The following is a 17,249-nucleotide window of genomic DNA, read 5'->3' on the forward strand; positions in this document are numbered from 1 at the left end:
CTCCTTTCCCGGAGGGGCACCCCCCGTGCGTTCCCGCACACCGGGGGAGCAGGGCGACCCCGCAGGTCGGCACCGCACCCGGAGCCGGTCGTCCGGCATCGTGACTTTCCGGCCAATCTGCTCCTGAGGGACACCGACGCCGAGGTCAAGATCCGACAAGGTCCGACAAGGTCTGCCAAGGTTTAAGGGACCCGCGCGATCAGGTACCGGAACACGTTCGGCATCCACACCGTGCCGTCCCGGCGTTGATGCGGATGCAGCGCCTCCGTCAGTTCCTTGTCCACCTGAGCCTGGTCCGTCGCGGAGATCGCCGCATCGAAGAGCCCCGTCGACAGCAGCCCCCGTACGGCGCTTTCGGTGTCGGCGTACCCGAACGGGCAGGCGACCCGGCCGGAACCGTCCGGCTCGAGGCCGGCCCGGTGGGCGACCTCCTCCAGGTCGTCACGGAGAGCGGGGCGCCAACTGGCCGTGCCACTGGCCGTGCCACTCGCCGATCCGCGCAGAGGATCCGCCAGCTTGGTGGCCACCCGCAGCACGGACGTCGTGGCGCAGCGCTCCGGCGGGCCCCAGCCGGCCAGCACCACGGGCGCCCCCCGCTCGGCCAGCGGTGTCGCCGAGGCGAGCAGCTCACCGAGTCCCTCCGAGTCGCCCGCGAGACATCCGATGGGCTCGAAGGCCGTCACCAGGTTGTACGCGGGCGACCGCGCGTCGGCCGCGTCCTCGGGCGTTCCTCCGACGAGCCGGGTGTCTCCACGCGCGTGCGTGCCCCTCGCCTCCGGCAGCAGCCGCTCACGCGCGAGGGCGAGCCGTTCGCAGGAGTCGTCGACACCGGTGACCGCGGAGCCTCTGGAGGCCGCCATCAGCAGGGCCAGCCCGGAACCGCAGCCGAGCCCCAACACCCGTGTGCGCGGACCCACTTCGAGTCGCTCATGGACGGCCTCGTAGAGCGGCACCAGCATCCGCTCCTGGATCTCGGACCAGTCACGCGCGCGTGCACCGAGGTCCGGACGGAAGGCCTTTCCCGTATCGGGCCGGTGCTGCCGCACGAGCGTAGGTGTCATAGGTAAGCGCCCCAATCCGCCGAGAGTTTCTCCTGTGCCCGTTTCCTTGGCCCCCGTGCAGTGCGCTCGCACTTCCCCCGTATGCCAGGTAACTCCGCACTCGACCGTGCGTCCAGGGTTTGTCGACCCCGGCTTGAGGGTGGACTGTGCCAGTGGCGAGATTTCACATTCCGGCAACCTGGACCCGTACCATCGCGCCATGGCAAAGGCACCCGTTCTCACCCCGCGGGCGGAAGATTTCCCGCGCTGGTACCAGGATCTGATCGCCAAGGCCGAGCTGGCCGACAACGGGCCGGTGCGCGGCACCATGGTGATCCGACCGTACGGGTACGGACTGTGGGAGCGGATGCAGGCCGAGATGGACGCCCGGATCAAGGCGACGGGCACGCAGAACGCGTACTTCCCGCTGCTGATCCCGCAGTCCTACCTCACCCGCGAGGCGGACCACGTCGAGGGCTTCGCGCCGGAACTCGCGGTCGTCACCCACGGCGGCGGCAAGGAGCTGGAGGAGCCGGCGGTGGTCCGCCCCACCTCCGAGATGATCGTCAACGACTACTTCTCGAAGTGGGTGCAGAGCTACCGCGACCTGCCTCTCCTGATCAACCAGTGGGCGAACGTGGTGCGTTGGGAGCTGCGTCCCCGTCTGTTCCTGCGGACGACCGAGTTCCTCTGGCAGGAGGGCCACACCGCACACGCCACCTACGAGGACGCCCGCGACTTCGCCTCCCACATCCACCGCGAGGTCTACGAGGACTTCATGGTGAACGTCCTCGCGATGGACGTCGTACCCGGCCGTAAGACGGTCAGGGAGCGGTTCGCCGGCGCCGTCAACACCCTCACGCTCGAAGGCATGATGGGTGACGGCAAGGCCCTGCAGATGGGCACCAGTCACGAGTTGGGCCAGAACTTCGCCAAGGCCTTCAACACCCGGTACCTGTCGAAGGAGGGCACGCAGGAACTGGTGTGGCAGACGTCCTGGGGATCGACCACCCGCATGATCGGCGCCCTGGTGATGATGCACGGCGACGACAACGGCCTGCGTGTCCCGCCGCGGCTCGCCCAGACCCAGGTCGTCGTCCTCGCCATCAAGGGCGACGACACGGTTCTGGCCAAGGTCCGCGAGATCGGCGATCAGTTGCGGGCGGCGGGTCTGCGCGTCCACGTCGACGACCGCACCGACACGCCGTTCGGGCGCCGCGCCGTCGACTGGGAGCTCAAGGGCGTGCCCGTACGCGTCGAGGTCGGGCCCCGTGACCTGGAGAACGGCACCGCGATGCTGGCGCGGCGGATCCCGGGCGGCAAGGAGGCGGTGTCCCTGGACGCGTTGCCGGGACTGCTTCCCACCGTCCTGGAGGAGGACCAGGCGCTGCTGCTGAAGCAGTCCCGCGAGCGCCGGGAGTCCCGTACCTCCGACGTGTCCACGATCGAGGAGGCCGTCGAGGTGGCCGGCGCCGGCGGCTGGGCGCGCATCCCGTGGGCGGTGCTCGGCGAGGAAGGCGAGGCCAGGCTGGGCGAGCACGCCGCGACCGTACGGTGTCTGGTCGCCGAGGACGGGTCGGTGCCTGAGGCCGACGAGACGCCCGGTAACGTCGCGATCGTCGCGCGCGCTTACTGAGGTAGCGCCCTCCGGCGGCAGAGCGACCGAAACGTCCCTTGCGCAACGGCTGACCACAGGTACCCCGGCGCGTGGGAGCGATCTACGCGCCGGGTCGTACGTCAGCTACGCACCAGCTTGCTATGAGCTGTGAGGCTTCTCCGTAGATCGGCGCACCCGCCCTCGTCAGGACGCATCAGTGCCAACTGACGGGTACGTGCAAATTATTTGGGATGGCCCGGAATAGGAACACAGCGGCACCCTGGCTCGTTGTCATTACGTGAGCACGACACAGACACCACCTGTTCTCGCCGCAGAGCTGGCACAGGCGTGGGCCGACATTCAGCGGTACCACCCCGAGCTGCCAGATCTTGCCGCGCCAGAGTCCCTGATCGGGGAGTCGTCGTCCGCGTGCGGTCACGAGCTCTCCTTCGAGCGACTGCTTCACGAGGCAGTCCATGGCATCGCCGCCTCGCGCGGTATCCGCGACACCTCCCGCGCCGGCCGCTACCACAACCGCAGATTCCTCGCGATCGCCGAGGAGATGGGCCTGGACCACCCCGAGGAGCCGCACCCCAGCAGCGGTTTCTCCCTGGTCACGCTCACCCCCGAGGCGAAGCGTCGTTACCGCCCGACCATCGAGCGCCTCCAGCGGGCCCTCAAGGCCCACACGGCCGCGACCACCGAGGACACGGCCCGCTCCTTCCGCGGTCCGGCCGCCCGCCACGGCTCCTCCGGTGGCGGCGTCCGCGTCAAGGCCGTCTGCGACTGCGGTCGCAACGTCCGGGTCGTCCCGTCGGTCCTGGCCCAGGCCCCGATCGTCTGCGGCGGCTGCGGGAAGCCGTTCAGAATCCCGGAGGTCGTGGGCGCGGCGGCGAGCTGACGCGTCCGCCCGCGCGAACCGACGCCCCCGCGCGATCGAGTACCGGCATCTCGTGGCTGCCGGTCGAGCCTGAGGCGTGGGCGTGGGGGGGGGGGGGGGGGGGCGGGCGCCCCCCCCCCCCCCCCCCCCACGGCGCCGGCCTCGCGACTTCGCGACTTCGCGACGGCACCCGAAGCGCCGGGTGCCTCTCGGACGTGCCCGGCTCCACCCATCCCCGGTCCAGTGCGGCCCGCGGGGTGTGGCACAATGGCTAGCTGTACTCGACAGCCGCACAGGACCCCTCTCTCCTCCGGCTGACGCGTCCGTCGGGCACTCGGGTACCGCAACCCCACGCGGCCATCTCGCCGTGCCCAACCACGTCAAAATCAGGAGAACCCACTCCCGTGGCAGTCAAGATCAAGCTGAAGCGTCTGGGCAAGATCCGTTCGCCTCACTACCGCATCGTCGTCGCCAACTCGCGCACCCGTCGTGACGGTCGTGCGATCGAGGAGATCGGCCTGTACCACCCGGTGCAGAACCCCTCGCGCATGGAGGTCGACGCCGAGCGCGTCGCCTACTGGCTCTCCGTCGGCGCCCAGCCGACCGAGCCCGTGCTCGCCATCCTGAAGAAGACCGGCGACTGGCAGAAGTTCAAGGGCGAGCCCGCCCCGGCTCCGCTGCTGCAGCCGGCCGAGAAGGCCGCGCGTCCGTTGTTCGAGGCTCTCGGTGGCGACGACGAGGGCAAGGGTGAAGCGATCACCCAGAAGAAGAAGGCTGAGAAGAAGGACGAGGCTCCTGCCGAGTCCCAGTCGACCGAGGCCTGAGCACCATGCTCGAAGAGGCGCTTGAGCACCTCGTGAAGGGCATCGTCGACAACCCTGACGACGTGCAGGTCGCCTCGCGTGACCTGCGTCGTGGGCGCGTGCTGGAGGTCCGGGTCCACCCGGACGACCTCGGCAAGGTGATCGGCCGCAACGGCCGCACCGCGCGCGCCCTGCGTACCGTCGTGGGCGCCATCGGCGGCCGCGGTGTCCGTGTCGACCTCGTCGACGTGGACCACGTCCGCTGACGCATCGCAGCACCGGCTCGGGCCGGGGAGGGCCACTGGGCCGTCCCCGGCCCGTAGTCGTAGATCAGGAGAGACAAGCACAGTGCAGCTGGTAGTAGCTCGGATCGGCCGTGCCCACGGCATCAAGGGCGAGGTCACCGTCGAGGTCCGCACCGACGAGCCGGAGCTGAGGCTCGGGCCCGGCGCGGTACTGCTCACGGACCCCGCCTCGACGGGCCCGCTCACCATCGAGACCGGCCGCGTCCACAGCGGCCGCCTCATTCTGCGTTTCGAGGGCGTGAAGGACCGCACCGCCGCCGAGGCGCTGCGCAACACCACCCTCATCGCGGAGGTGGATCCGGAGGCGCTCCCCGAAGAGGAGGACGAGTACTACGACCACCAGCTGATGGACCTGGACGTGGTGACGAAGGAAGGCGTCGAGGTCGGCCGTATCACCGAGATCTCGCACCTGCCCTCGCAGGACCTGTTCATCGTGGAGCGCCCGGACGGCAGCGAGGTCCTGATCCCCTTCGTCGAGAAGATCGTCACGGAGATCGACCTGGAGGAACAGAAGGCCGTCATCGACCCCCCGCCCGGCCTGATCGACGACCAGGCCGACGACGACGAAGCCGCCGACGGAGACAGCGCGGCCTCGCAGGAAGAGTCCTGATGCGCCTCGACGTCGTCACGATCTTCCCCGAGTACCTGGAGCCCCTGAACGTCTCCCTCGTCGGCAAGGCACGCGCGCGTGGACAGCTGAACGTGCACGTGCACGACCTGCGGTCCTGGACGTACGACCGCCACAACACGGTCGACGACACCCCGTACGGCGGCGGCCCGGGCATGGTCATGAAGACCGACCCCTGGGGCGACGCGCTGGACTCCGTCCTGGCGGACGGCTACGAGACGGGTTCCCACGCGCCCGCCCTGATCGTCCCCACGCCCAGCGGCCGTCCCTTCACCCAGGAACTCGCCGTCGAGCTCTCCGAGCGCCCCTGGCTGGTCTTCACGCCCGCCCGTTACGAGGGCATCGACCGCCGGGTGATCGACGAGTACGCGACCCGGATGCCGGTGTACGAGGTGTCCATCGGCGACTACGTCCTCGCCGGCGGCGAGGCGGCCGTACTCGTCATCACGGAGGCCGTGGCGCGGCTGCTGCCCGGCGTTCTCGGCAACGCCGAGTCCCACCGCGACGACTCCTTCGCGCCCGGCGCCATGGCCAACCTCCTGGAGGGCGCCGTCTACACCAAGCCGCCCGAGTGGCGCGGGAGAGGGATCCCCGACGTGCTGCTCAGCGGTCACCACGGCAAGATCGCCCGCTGGCGCCGCGACGAGGCCCTTAGGCGTACGGCGGCCCACCGGCCCGATCTCATCGAGCGCTGCGACCCCAAGGCCTTCGACAAGAAGGACCGCGAGATGCTCTCCATCCTGGGCTGGGCACCCGACCCGGCGGGGGAGCCGTACGGCCGATTTTGGCGCAGACCAGAGGGCATGGAACAATAGGGCGCTGTTGTGCGCCGTCCGGCGTGCGCCCCTGCCGCAGGGGGACACGACGCTCGCCCCGACGTGGACAGCATCCTTCCGAAACCTATGTGCCGTTGATGACCTGTGGCATCAGCGAAGAAAGCAGACGAAATGTCTCACCTGCTCGACACCGTCGACAACGCGTCGCTGCGCAGCGACGTCCCGGCCTTCCGCCCGGGTGACACCGTCAACGTCCACGTCCGCGTCATCGAGGGCAACCGCTCCCGTGTGCAGCAGTTCAAGGGCGTAGTCATCCGTCGCCAGGGCGCCGGTGTCCGCGAGACCTTCACGGTCCGCAAGGTCTCCTTCTCCGTCGGCGTGGAGCGCACCTTCCCGGTGCACACCCCGATCGTCGAGAAGATCGAGCTCGTCAGCCGCGGTGACGTGCGTCGCGCCAAGCTCTACTACCTGCGCGAGCTGCGCGGCAAGGCCGCGAAGATCAAGGAGAAGCGCGACAACTGATCTGGCGCGGGAGTCCACAGAAGGGCCGGATAGCATCTGGCCCCGATGGACACCGAAGCACAGCAGACGGAGCGCGACCGCTCCTCCCGCCTTTCCGATGCCGAGGAGATCTCGGACACCGGAGGGCCGGAGGGTCGGTCGCGTTTCGCGTTGGTGTCGCGGACCGCCGCATGGCTGCCCGGCGGGCGGATCACCCTGACCCTGCTGCTCTGTCTGCTGTTCCTGCTCGTGCTCGGCAAGTTCGTCGTGCAGCCCTTCCAGATTCCCAGCGGATCCATGGAAAACGGATTGAGGATCGGGGACCGCGTTCTCGTAAATAAGTTGGCGTACCGTTTCGGTGCCGAGCCGCGGCGCGGCGATGTTGTCGTGTTCGACGGAACCGGGTACTTCGGGGACGCCGACTACGTCAAACGCGTTGTGGGTGTGGGGGGAGACCACGTGGTCTGCTGCGACAAGGAGGGGTGGATCGAGGTGAACGGTCGGTCCGTCGACGAGTCGACGTTCCTGTACCCGGGTGACAGTCCGTCCACGGTGGCCTTCGACGTGGTGGTGCCCCAAAGCACTCTCTTCGTCCTCGGTGACCATCGCAGCCACTCCAGCGACTCCCGTGACCACCTGGGCTCCCCGGGCGGAGGGATGATCCCCGTCGACGGCGTCATCGGCCGGGCCGACTGGATCGTGTGGCCCGCCGGCCACCGCTCCCGACTGCACCGGCCCGCCTCCTACGCGCGCGTGCCCGCCGTCGAAGAAGGCGCGAGCGAGCCGACCACCGTGGCGGGCGCCCATGGGTAACCGCGGCAGACCGCGCGGCGTGTCGACCAGCGCGGCCGACAACCTGCTGCCCACCGGCTCCCGGCGCTCGTCCGCCGGTGCCGGGGGCGGCGGACGCAGCCGTGCCGATCGGCGCAAGCTCCAGCAAAAGGTCAAGCGGCGCCGCAGGCGCTCCGCCGTCAAGGAGATTCCGCTCCTCGTAGGCGTCGCCGTCCTCATAGCGCTCGTCCTGAAGACCTTCCTCCTCCAGGCGTTCGTGATCCCGTCGGGCTCCATGGAGCAGACGATCCAGATCGGCGACCGGGTCCTGGTCGACAAGTTCACTCCGTGGTTCGGCTCCAAGCCCGAGCGCGGGGACGTCGTCGTGTTCAAGGACCCCGGCGGCTGGCTCCAGGACGAGCAGTCGGCCACCAAGAAGGACGACCCCATCGTCGTCAAGCAGGTCAAGGAGGGGCTCACCTTCATCGGCCTGCTGCCGTCCGACGACGAGAAGGACCTGATCAAGCGAGTCGTCGGCGTGGGTGGCGACCGCGTCAAGTGCTGTGACGCGCAAGGACGGGTCACCGTCAACGGCGTCCCCCTGGCCGAGGACTATCTGTACCCCGGCAACGCCCCGTCCTCGACCCAGTTCGAGATCACCGTCCCGCAGGGACGACTGTGGGTGATGGGCGATCACCGGGCCAACTCCGCGGACTCCCGCGCGCACCAGGACACCGACTACGGCGGCACCGTCTCCGAGAACTCGGTGGTGGGGCGGGCCATGGTCATCGCCTGGCCCTTCGGTCACATGACCAAGCTGAAGGAGCCGAAAACCTACGCTTCCGTGTCCGACTCGGTATCCGGGTCGACCGCGGCCGCTCCGCCGTCGCTTAGGGTTGCACCCGACGATCCGAACGGATCGGTTCGACTCCCGAGCCCTGCGGAACTCCCGCTCGTTATGGGAGTGGTGGGCCTGCGCCGTGTATGGGGCAGGCGGCAGCGGCACAGAGTAAGGAGTTGGCGTGGGGGATGTGGCGGTTGGCGCACGGTCCGGGCACGACGGCGAGGAGCACCGCGGACGCCCCGCGGAGACAGCCGCCCCGGCCGCGGACAGCGCCGTGACCCCCGGGAGTGACTCCGGGGCGGCCGAGGACGGCCCGGTCACCGAACAGAGCGGAACGGGCGGACGGGGGCCCGGTGACTCGGCTCCCGCGGCGAAGAAGCCGCGCTCCTTCTGGAAGGAGCTGCCCATCCTGATCGGTATCGCGCTCGTGCTCGCGTTGCTGATCAAGACGTTCCTGGTGCAGGCGTTCTCGATCCCGTCGGACTCGATGCAGAACACCCTCCAGGAGGGTGACCGGGTTCTGGTCGACAAGCTCACCCCGTGGTTCGGCTCCGAGCCCGAGCGCGGCGAGGTCGTGGTGTTCCACGACCCCGACAACTGGCTGGCCGGCGAGCCGACGACCGACCCGAACGCGGTGCAGACGTTCCTCAGCTGGATCGGCCTGATGCCGTCCGCCGAGGAGAAGGACCTGATCAAGCGCGTCATCGGCGTCGGCGGCGACACCATCTCCTGTGATGGCTCCGGCCCGTTGACGGTCAACGGCAAGGCGCTGAACGAGACGGCGTACGTCTACCCCGGCAACACGCCGTGCAGCGTCGACGACCAGGGCGGCCAGTTCACGGTGAAGGTGCCCAAGGGCTACATCTGGGTGATGGGCGACCACCGGCAGAACTCGCGTGACTCGCGCTACAACCAGAGCGACGAGCACAAGGGCATGGTGCCGGTGAACGAGGTCGTCGGACGGGCCGTCGTGAAGGCCTGGCCGATCAACCGCTGGGGCACCCTGCCGGTCCCGGACACCTTCGACCAGAGCGGCCTGAACACGCAGTCGGCGGCCTCTGCCGCGCTCACGGTCGCCCCGACCGGGATCGCCCTCGTCGGGGTCGTACCCGTGGCCCTGTGGCGGCGCAGGAAGACCGAGGCCGCCGACGAGACCCGCTGAGGCACCGCTGAAGCAGCGGTGGATCTGGGTCGTACGACATGACTTTCCCGTCGTACGGTCAAGTCTCTTCAAACCCTCGGGCCGTGGTGACCTTGGTCGGGCCGCAGGGCTGACCGGGTCAGGTACCGCCGGGTAGGGTGCGGACCCATGGGTGGCGAGAGCACGACACGTACGGCCCCGCGCCGCGGCGGCACAGGAACGGGCCCGGTGGGCAGCCGGACCGGACAGCGACTGTCCGGAGTGGCCGTCGCACTGGGCCTTGTGCTGTTCCTGCTGGGATTCGGCTGGGGAGTGGTGGTCTACCGGCCGTACACCGTGCCCACCAGCTCGATGACCCCGACGATCGACGCCGGGAACCGGGTCCTGGCCGAGCGGACCGACGGTGGAGACATACGCCGTGGCGATGTCGTGGTCTTCAAGGACACGTCCTGGGTGACCAACGCCCTGGTGGTCAAGCGAGTGGTCGCCGTCGGCGGGGACACGGTGTCCTGCTGCACCAAGGGCAGGCTGACCGTCAACGGCAAGCAGATCGAGGAACCGTATCTCCCGGCGGGCAGCGTCGCCGAGAGCACGAACTTCCCGGAAGTGACCGTGCCGAAGGGCCGGCTTTTCCTCCTCGGTGACGAGCGCGAGGGCTCCCTGGACTCCACGGCCCACCTCACGGACGCCGCCCAGGGCACGGTGTCGCAGAACGCCGTGACGGCTCGTGTGGACGCTGTCGTGTGGCCGCTGGACGGCATGCTGGAGCGGCCCACCGGCTTCGAGACACTCGGCGCGCTCTCCACACCGGGGCCGCTTCGTACGATCCTCGTCCTGATCGTCGTCGGCGGGGTGCTCGTCCTCGGCGGTGGCGCGTACGGCCCGATCGCCAAGCGGATGGGCGGCCGCTCCCGGACCCGGACGGAGCCGGCCGGTGCCCGCTGAGGCGGCGGACGACGGTTTCCACGAGGTCGCGTACACGGGCGGACTCCGCAAGGTCGCCCGGGTGGTGCTGCTTGATCCGCGCGACCGCATCCTGCTCCTGCACGGCCACGAGCCGGACGACCCGGCGAACGACTGGTGGTTCACGCCGGGCGGCGGTCTGGAGGGCGACGAGACTCGTGAGGAGGCCGCGCTCAGGGAACTCGTCGAGGAGACCGGCATCACCGAGGTCGAGCTCGGCCCGGTGCTGTGGCGGCGGATGTGCTCCTTCCCGTTCGCCGGCCGCCGCTGGGACCAGGACGAGTGGTACTACCTGGCCCGCACCACCCAGACCGCCACCCGGGCGACGGGCCTGACCGAGCTGGAGCGCCGCAGTGTCGCCGGAGCGCGCTGGTGGACGTGTCGGGAACTGAGCCAGGCACATGAGACGGTGTATCCGACCAGACTCGCCGAGCTGCTCCGGAGGCTGCTCGACGAAGGTCCCCCGGCCGGGCCCGTGACCCTGGACACCGAAATCGCCTAGGGGCTCGCGGGGCTGGCGCACAATGGTGGGATCGCACGGCTGAAGGGGAACATGCCATGAGCGCCGAGGACCTCGAGAAGTACGAGACCGAGATGGAGCTCAAGCTCTACCGGGAGTACCGCGATGTCGTCGGTCTGTTCAAATACGTGATCGAGACCGAGCGGCGCTTCTACCTCACCAACGACTACGAGATGCAGGTGCACTCAGTTCAGGGCGAGGTGTTCTTCGAGGTGTCCATGGCGGACGCCTGGGTGTGGGACATGTATCGGCCGGCGCGTTTCGTGAAGCAGGTCCGGGTCCTCACGTTCAAGGACGTGAACATCGAGGAGCTGAACAAGAGCGATCTGGAGCTGCCGAGCGGGTGAGCTTCCCCGTGGGGGTGGCGGAGTTTTCCACAACCGGCGGGTAGCCCACCAAGATCAACTCGGTCGGTCTGTTTGCGTGACGGTTGGTGCCGGAGGTGGTGCCGACATGAACACGCATCAGGCGCGCGGTAACACGCATCAGGCACGCAGTGCACTCGGCAGGTACGGCGAGACGCTGGCCGCGCGGCGGCTGGTGGAGGCCGGGATGACGGTCCTGGAGCGCAACTGGCGCTGCGGCAGGACCGGCGAGATCGACATCGTGGCGCGGGACGGTGACGTCCTGGTCGTCTGCGAGGTCAAGACGCGGCGGGCAGGGCTCTTCGAGCATCCGATGGCCGCGGTGACCTCCGACAAGGCGGAGCGGCTGCGCGGTCTCGCGGAGCGCTGGATCCACGCCCACGGAGGAGCGCCACCCGGCGGCGTCCGTATCGACCTGGTGGGCGTCGTCCTGCCCAGCCGTGGCGCGCCCGTCGTCGAGCACGTCCGGGGGGTGGCCTGAGATGGGGTTCGCACGGACCTGCTCGGTGGCGCTGGTGGGCGTCGATGGCGTGGTGGTCGAGGTCCAGGCCGACCTCGAACCGGGAGTCGCGGCGTTCACGCTGGTGGGGCTGCCGGACAAGAGCCTGACCGAGAGCCGGGACCGGGTGCGGGCCGCGGTGGTGAATTCCGGCGGCGAATGGCCACAGAAGAAACTGACGGTGGGGCTCAGCCCCGCATCGGTACCGAAGGCGGGATCCGGGTTCGATCTCGCCGTCGCCTGTGCCGTTCTCGCCGCCGCGGAGCGGATCGATCCGCGGGTGCTCACCGACATCGTGATGATCGGCGAGCTGGGTCTCGACGGACGGGTGCGGCCGGTCCGGGGCATTCTCCCGGCGGTGTTGGCCGCGGCCGACGCCGGTTACGAGCAGGTCGTCGTGCCCGAGTGCGCCGCCGCCGAGGCATCCCTGGTGCCGGGCGTCTCCGTACTCGGGGTGCGCAGCCTGCGGCAGCTGATCGCGGTCCTCGCGGACGAGCCCGTGCCCGAGGAGGAACCGGACGAGACAGGCCGCCCGGACCCGCTGCTCGCCGGACTGCGGATGCCGGGCACCGGTGCGGCCACGGGCATGCACGGCATGGGTGCCGCCCAGCTCGACCACGGCCACGACCTCGCCGACGTGGTGGGCCAGATGTCGGCACGCACGGCGGTGGAGGTCGCCGCGGCGGGCGGACACCACCTCTTCCTGTCGGGCCCGCCAGGGGCCGGCAAGACGATGCTCGCGGAGCGGCTGCCCGCGATCCTGCCCCGGCTCAGCCGGGAGGAGTCCCTGGAGGTCACGGCGGTGCACTCGGTGGCAGGGCTGCTGCCTCCGGGCAAGCCCCTGGTCGACGTCGCCCCCTACTGCGCCCCGCACCACTCGGCCACGATGCAGGCGCTGGTTGGCGGCGGTCAGGGCATCGCGCGGCCCGGGGCGGTCTCACTGTCTCACCGAGGTGTCCTGTTTTTGGATGAAACGCCAGAATTCACCAGTCGGGCCCTGGACGCTTTGCGGCAGCCCCTGGAGGCGGGGCACGTGGTAATCGCGCGCAGTGCGGGGGTGGTGCGCTTCCCGGCGAAGTTCCTGATGGTGCTCGCGGCCAACCCCTGCCCGTGCGGACGCTTCTCCCAGACGGACGACATGTGCGAGTGCCCGCCCTCGGTGATCCGGCGCTATCAGGCCCGGCTGTCCGGCCCACTGCTCGACCGGGTCGACCTCCGTGTCGAGGTGGACCGGGTCACCCGCGCCGAGCTGACCGGGCGCGGCGCCCGAGGGGAGTCGACGGCGACCGTGGCCGACCGGGTCCGGGAGGCCAGGGCGCGGGCACTGGCCCGCCTGGCCGGTACCCCCTGGCGCACCAACAGCGAGGTGCCCGGGCGTGAGCTGCGCGGCCGCTGGTATGCCGCGGCCGGAGCCATGGACGAGGCGGAGCGGAATTTGGAGCGGGGCGTGCTGACCGCGCGCGGGCTCGACCGAGTCCTGCGGGTGGCCTGGACCGTCGCGGACCTGGTGGGACACGACCGACCCGACGCGACGGACGTCGCCCTGGCCCTGCAACTGCGTACCGGTGTGCCACGCGGTGTGCCCATGGCCATCGGGGCACTGACGTGAGCGTCGACGGCGATCCGGGCGATGGGCTGCTCGACCGTGTGTTCCTCACCCGAGTCTTCGAGCCCGGCGACGAGGTCGCCGGGCGGTGGGTGCGGGAGTTCGGGGTGGACGATGTGGCGAGAAGGCTGCGGGCGGGCGAGGAGGCGCTGCCCGGGGTGAGCGATAAGCGGTGGGCCGGGCTGCTGGCCCGGGCCGGGCGGGCCGAACCCCGGCAGGACCTCGCCGCCGCTCGGGAATGCGGGGTGCGGTTCGTCGGCCCGGGTGACGCCGAGTGGCCGGGGCAGCTCCACGACCTCGGGGACGCGCGGCCCCTCGGGCTGTGGGTGCGCGGGCTGCCCAACCTCAGGATGTGGGCGCTCAGATCGGTGGCAGTGGTCGGCGCCCGCGCCTGCACCGAGTACGGCGCCCACATGGCCGCCACGCTCGCCGCCGGCCTCGCCGAGCGCGGCTGGGTCGTGGTGTCCGGCGGTGCCTACGGGATCGACGGAGCCGCCCACCGGGGTGCCCTCGGCGCCGGCGGCGCCACCGTCGCCGTGCTGGCCTGCGGGGTCGACCGGCCCTACCCGCGCGGACACGCCCAGTTGATCACCCGGATCGCGGAACAGGGGCTGGTGGTGGGGGAGTTGCCGCCCGGGGAGCATCCGACGCCGAGCAGGTTCGTGCTGCGGAACCGGGTGATCGCCGCGCTCACCCGGGGCACCGTGGTCGTCGAGGCCGCCTATCGGAGCGGTTCCCTGGTCACCGCGCGGGCGGCGCAGCGGTTGGGCCGACACACCATGGGTGTGCCGGGGCCGGCGACCAGTGGTCGGTCCGCCGGTGTGCACGAGCTCCTGCGGCAGGACGCGGTGCTGGTCACCGACGCCGCGGAAGTCGTCGAACTGGTCGGCGACATGGGGGAACTGGCCCCGGACCGGCGCGGGCCCGTGCTGCCGCGTGATCTCCTCGACGCCGCCGCCCGGAGAGTCCTGGCCGCGCTGCCGGGGCGCGGCGCGGCGACGGCCGACGAGATCGCACGCGGCGCGCAGACCACCCCCGACGACGCGATCGCGAGACTGTACGAACTCCGAGCACTTGGTTACGTCGAACGACACGGCGACGGCTGGAAGTTGACACGCCAGTCGATGATCTCCGTACGCGGCGGTCGACATGGGTGCTGACCGAGTGTGTTCGGCCGTCCGGGGGAACCCGGAAGCCCTTGCAGATTCCCGCAGTTGGCCCGATGCCGCCATCACGCAGAGCGATGGATGTGACGTGGCGGAGTGTCCAGCGGAACGTATCCGCGCACGGCCCGGGCGATGTCCTTCGCGCACCGCGACACTTCAGTCACGCTACGCTCACCAGGATTCCGACGCAGACAGGCAACTCGGCATCAGACCGACAGCTCACCCAGGCAGCACCACTTCACTGCAGAACGGCACAAGGCGACGAATGCCCCAGCACACCTCCGGGTCCGACCGGGCGGCGATCCCCCCAGCCGCCCGCGAGGGTGGCAGCGTGCGGCCGCCCGCTCCCTCGACGCTCGACGAGCTGTGGCGGTCGTACAAGGCGACGGGCGACGAGCGCTTACGCGAGCAGCTGATCCTGCACTACTCGCCGCTCGTGAAGTACGTGGCGGGGCGGGTGAGCGTAGGCCTGCCGCCCAACGTGGAGCAGGCGGACTTCGTGTCCTCCGGCGTCTTCGGGCTGATCGACGCGATCGAGAAGTTCGACATCGACCGGGAGATCAAGTTCGAGACGTACGCGATCACCCGGATCCGGGGCGCGATGATCGACGAGCTGCGGGCGCTGGACTGGATCCCGCGGTCGGTGCGGCAGAAGGCGCGGAACGTCGAGCGGGCGTACGCGACGCTGGAGGCGCGGCTCAGACGGACGCCGAACGAGGGTGAGGTGGCCGCCGAGATGGGGATCGCGGTGGACGATCTCCATGCCGTCTTCAGCCAGTTGTCACTGGCGAACGTGGTGGCCCTGGAGGAACTGCTGCACGTCGGCGGCGAGGGCGGTGACCGGCTCAGCCTCATGGACACGCTGGAGGACACCGCCGCCGACAACCCGGTCGAGGTGGCCGAGGACCGGGAGCTGCGGCGGTTTCTGGCGCGGGCGATCAACACCCTGCCCGAGCGGGAGAAGACCGTGGTGACGCTGTACTACTACGAGGGGCTCACGCTCGCGGAGATCGGGAACGTGCTGGGGGTGACCGAGAGCCGGGTGAGTCAGATCCACACCAAGTCGGTGCTTCAGTTGCGGGCGAAACTGGCCAGCTTTGGTCGTTGACCTGGCCGAACGTCGACCGGTCGGGGCAGAGACTCCCGTCGGGGGTGGTCCGTCCGTAAAGTGGTTGACGTGCCAAGGATTCGAGCGGCCTCCGTGGCCGAGCACCGGTCGATGCAGCGAGCCGCCCTGCTGGACGCGGCTCGTTCCCTGTTGTCCGAGGGCGGGACGGAGGCGCTGACCTTCCCCGCTCTCGCCGAGCGGACGGGCCTCGCGCGGTCGTCCGTCTACGAGTACTTCCGGTCGCGGGCCGCCGTGGTCGAGGAACTGTGCGAGGTCGACTTTCCCGTCTGGGCGGCGGAGGTGTCGGCGGCGATGGCCGCGGCGGACGAGCCGGAGGCCAAGGTCGAGGAGTATGTGCGCCGGCAACTGGCGCTGGTCGGTGACCGGCGGCACCGGGCCGTGGTGGCGATCTCCGCGAGCGAGCTGGACGCGGGAGCCCGGGAGAAGATCCGGGCCGCGCACGGGGGACTGGTCGCGATGATCGTCGAGGCGTTGGCGGAGATGGGGCACGAGCAGCCCCGGATGGCCGCGATGTTGCTGCAGGGGGTCGTGGACGCGGCTGTGCGGCGGATCGAGCTGGGCGCCGCGGAAGAACCTGCGGTGATCACTGAGGCCGCGGTGGGAATGGCTTTGCGGGGGGTACGGGGCTGACCTCGGCCCCGGTCACGCCGACGATCCAAGCGCCGTCCGCGGGTGCGCCCTGCGAACATGCGGCCTGCTGCGCCGGCGGAGTGTATCCACGGACCGCGGCTTGCGCACCCGCGCGACGGCGGCGAGCCCCGCCCCACCGGGCCTGCGGCCAATGCGCCCGCCCCGCCCCACCCGGCCTGCGGCCAATCCACCCGCCCCGCCTCCTCGGCAGCCGAAGCACCCGCCCCGCCCCGCCCGCCCCGCAGTCAGCGCACCCCCGGCAGCCAACGCCCCCCCGCCGCCTACGAAGGCACCGGCACGCCGAGCACCGGCAGTAGGCGTGATGGGCCCCGGCTCAGTAGCCATGGTGGGAGCAGGGACAGTGGGTCCAGGTAGGTCTTGGCTCTCAGCAGGCCCCAGTGGACGCAAGGGGTCGTGCAGTGGGAGCCCGTCGGCTCCACTGTGCCCAGGATCGCGCCCGCGGCCACCTCCTCGCCCTTCCTCACCGAGGCCCGGACCGGCTCGTACGTTGTCCGGAGCGGAGGATCGCCGGTCCCGGTCAGCTCCACCGAGACCACGCCCTTGCCCGCCACCCGGCCCGCGAAGGACACCCGGCCCGCCGCCACCGCCCGTACCGGAGCGCCGGGCATGGCGGACAGGTCGACGCCTCGGTGGCCGCGACCGTATGTCGTCGCCGGGGGTTCCCAGGCACGCAGGACGGCCGGACGGTCGCCCACGGGCCAGGCGCGGCCGATGGCCGGTACCGACGTGTCCGTGGCCGCCGGGGCGAGGGTGATCGGACGGTCGCCGGGCCGGGTCGGGCAGGTCAGCAGTGTCGCCGTGAGCAGCGACAGGGACCCCAGTAATGCCAGAAACCTCAGCCACGTATCCGTCCGTGTGCCCGCACATCGTTTCGCTCGCATGCCCGAACCGTCTCGTATGCGCCCTGTTCGTGGCCGGGGCCTGTGGACCACTCCCCGGTTGTGGACAGTGGCGTCACCCGGGGGTCCGCGGGTCCCGTACACTTCCTTTGGCGATCCGGGTCACCGGGTCGACTTCGCACGCCCCGACATCCAGCCGGTTTCCGGCCGGTGTCAGCGCTCCTC

General features: G+C 70.3%; 20 protein-coding genes. 18 read left to right on the top strand and 2 right to left on the bottom strand.

All coding sequences use genetic code 11. The features are described 5' to 3' along the window. Window positions 1–182: 182 nt before the first annotated feature. Complete coding sequence (locus tag AB0H86_RS35035; protein ID WP_362448290.1) at window positions 183–1,061, bottom strand: SAM-dependent methyltransferase; 879 nt, start codon at window positions 1,059–1,061, stop codon at window positions 183–185. Window positions 1,062–1,260: 199 nt separating this feature from the next. On the opposite strand from AB0H86_RS35035, the gene proS reads away from it, so the two are divergent. The 18 genes from proS (at window position 1,261) to AB0H86_RS35125 (ending at window position 16,164) form a co-directional block, all read left to right on the top strand. Continuing rightward, window positions 1,261–2,676: a proline--tRNA ligase gene (proS, locus tag AB0H86_RS35040; protein ID WP_362448293.1), complete on the top strand. Its 1,416-nt coding sequence runs from the start codon at window positions 1,261–1,263 to the stop codon at window positions 2,674–2,676. A 259-nt stretch (window positions 2,677–2,935) separates the two neighbouring features. Continuing rightward, window positions 2,936–3,538 carry a hypothetical protein gene (locus tag AB0H86_RS35045; protein ID WP_362448296.1) on the top strand — a complete coding sequence of 201 codons (603 nt, stop codon included), beginning with the start codon at window positions 2,936–2,938 and terminating at the stop codon, window positions 3,536–3,538. A gap of 383 nt (window positions 3,539–3,921) precedes the next feature. Continuing rightward, window positions 3,922–4,341 carry a 30S ribosomal protein S16 gene (gene rpsP / locus AB0H86_RS35050; protein WP_362448299.1) on the top strand — a complete coding sequence of 140 codons (420 nt, stop codon included), beginning with the start codon at window positions 3,922–3,924 and terminating at the stop codon, window positions 4,339–4,341. Window positions 4,342–4,346: 5 nt separating this feature from the next. Then, a complete protein-coding gene (locus AB0H86_RS35055) occupies window positions 4,347–4,586 on the top strand; it encodes an RNA-binding protein (RefSeq protein WP_005479813.1) in 240 nt (79 codons plus the stop codon). Window positions 4,587–4,668: 82 nt separating this feature from the next. Next, window positions 4,669–5,235: a ribosome maturation factor RimM gene (gene rimM, locus AB0H86_RS35060; protein ID WP_362448302.1), complete on the top strand. Its 567-nt coding sequence runs from the start codon at window positions 4,669–4,671 to the stop codon at window positions 5,233–5,235. Beyond that, window positions 5,235–6,068, top strand: coding sequence for a tRNA (guanosine(37)-N1)-methyltransferase TrmD (gene trmD / locus AB0H86_RS35065; RefSeq protein ID WP_362448305.1), 834 nt, complete (start codon window positions 5,235–5,237; stop codon window positions 6,066–6,068). Before rimM ends, trmD begins: the two co-directional genes overlap by 1 nt. A gap of 132 nt (window positions 6,069–6,200) precedes the next feature. Then, window positions 6,201–6,551 (top strand): 50S ribosomal protein L19, encoded by a 351-nt coding sequence (gene rplS, locus AB0H86_RS35070; protein ID WP_362448308.1) that lies wholly within the window; start codon window positions 6,201–6,203, stop codon window positions 6,549–6,551. 45 nt (window positions 6,552–6,596) lie between these two features. Further along, window positions 6,597–7,343, top strand: a complete 747-nt coding sequence (gene lepB / locus AB0H86_RS35075) for a signal peptidase I (protein ID WP_362448311.1) — start codon at window positions 6,597–6,599, stop codon at window positions 7,341–7,343. Next, on the top strand, window positions 7,336–8,436 hold the full coding sequence (lepB, locus tag AB0H86_RS35080; protein ID WP_362448314.1) for a signal peptidase I: 1,101 nt from the start codon (window positions 7,336–7,338) through the stop codon (window positions 8,434–8,436). The genes lepB (AB0H86_RS35075) and lepB (AB0H86_RS35080) overlap by 8 nt, the downstream gene beginning before the upstream one ends. Beyond that, the gene (gene lepB, locus AB0H86_RS35085; RefSeq protein ID WP_362448317.1) at window positions 8,324–9,307 is read left to right on the top strand and encodes a signal peptidase I; all 984 of its coding nucleotides are present in this window, start codon (window positions 8,324–8,326) and stop codon (window positions 9,305–9,307) included. Before lepB (AB0H86_RS35080) ends, lepB (AB0H86_RS35085) begins: the two co-directional genes overlap by 113 nt. A 147-nt stretch (window positions 9,308–9,454) precedes the next feature. Next, window positions 9,455–10,231 carry a signal peptidase I gene (gene lepB / locus AB0H86_RS35090; protein WP_362448320.1) on the top strand — a complete coding sequence of 259 codons (777 nt, stop codon included), beginning with the start codon at window positions 9,455–9,457 and terminating at the stop codon, window positions 10,229–10,231. Beyond that, a complete protein-coding gene (locus AB0H86_RS35095) occupies window positions 10,221–10,751 on the top strand; it encodes an NUDIX hydrolase (RefSeq protein WP_362448323.1) in 531 nt (176 codons plus the stop codon). Before lepB (AB0H86_RS35090) ends, AB0H86_RS35095 begins: the two co-directional genes overlap by 11 nt. A gap of 56 nt (window positions 10,752–10,807) precedes the next feature. Further along, window positions 10,808–11,116 (top strand): DUF2469 domain-containing protein, encoded by a 309-nt coding sequence (locus AB0H86_RS35100; RefSeq protein WP_003993268.1) that lies wholly within the window; start codon window positions 10,808–10,810, stop codon window positions 11,114–11,116. 106 nt (window positions 11,117–11,222) lie between these two features. Further along, window positions 11,223–11,615, top strand: a complete 393-nt coding sequence (locus AB0H86_RS35105) for a YraN family protein (RefSeq protein WP_362448326.1) — start codon at window positions 11,223–11,225, stop codon at window positions 11,613–11,615. Window position 11,616: 1 nt separating this feature from the next. Beyond that, window positions 11,617–13,242: a YifB family Mg chelatase-like AAA ATPase gene (locus AB0H86_RS35110; protein WP_362448329.1), complete on the top strand. Its 1,626-nt coding sequence runs from the start codon at window positions 11,617–11,619 to the stop codon at window positions 13,240–13,242. Then, window positions 13,239–14,399, top strand: a complete 1,161-nt coding sequence (dprA, locus tag AB0H86_RS35115; protein ID WP_362448332.1) for a DNA-processing protein DprA — start codon at window positions 13,239–13,241, stop codon at window positions 14,397–14,399. Before AB0H86_RS35110 ends, dprA begins: the two co-directional genes overlap by 4 nt. 271 nt (window positions 14,400–14,670) lie before the next feature. Beyond that, complete coding sequence (gene whiG, locus AB0H86_RS35120) at window positions 14,671–15,513, top strand: RNA polymerase sigma factor WhiG (protein WP_362448335.1); 843 nt, start codon at window positions 14,671–14,673, stop codon at window positions 15,511–15,513. A 93-nt stretch (window positions 15,514–15,606) separates the two neighbouring features. Continuing rightward, window positions 15,607–16,164: a helix-turn-helix domain-containing protein gene (locus tag AB0H86_RS35125; RefSeq protein WP_362448543.1), complete on the top strand. Its 558-nt coding sequence runs from the start codon at window positions 15,607–15,609 to the stop codon at window positions 16,162–16,164. 281 nt (window positions 16,165–16,445) lie between these two features. Here the strand turns inward: AB0H86_RS35125 and AB0H86_RS35130 are convergent, their stop codons facing one another. Next, complete coding sequence (locus tag AB0H86_RS35130; protein ID WP_362448338.1) at window positions 16,446–17,066, bottom strand: M23 family metallopeptidase; 621 nt, start codon at window positions 17,064–17,066, stop codon at window positions 16,446–16,448. Window positions 17,067–17,249: the final 183 nt, after the last annotated feature.

Origin of the sequence: Streptomyces sp. NPDC050997, from assembly GCF_040660135.1 — a bacterium.
GTDB lineage: Bacteria > Actinomycetota > Actinomycetes > Streptomycetales > Streptomycetaceae > Streptomyces.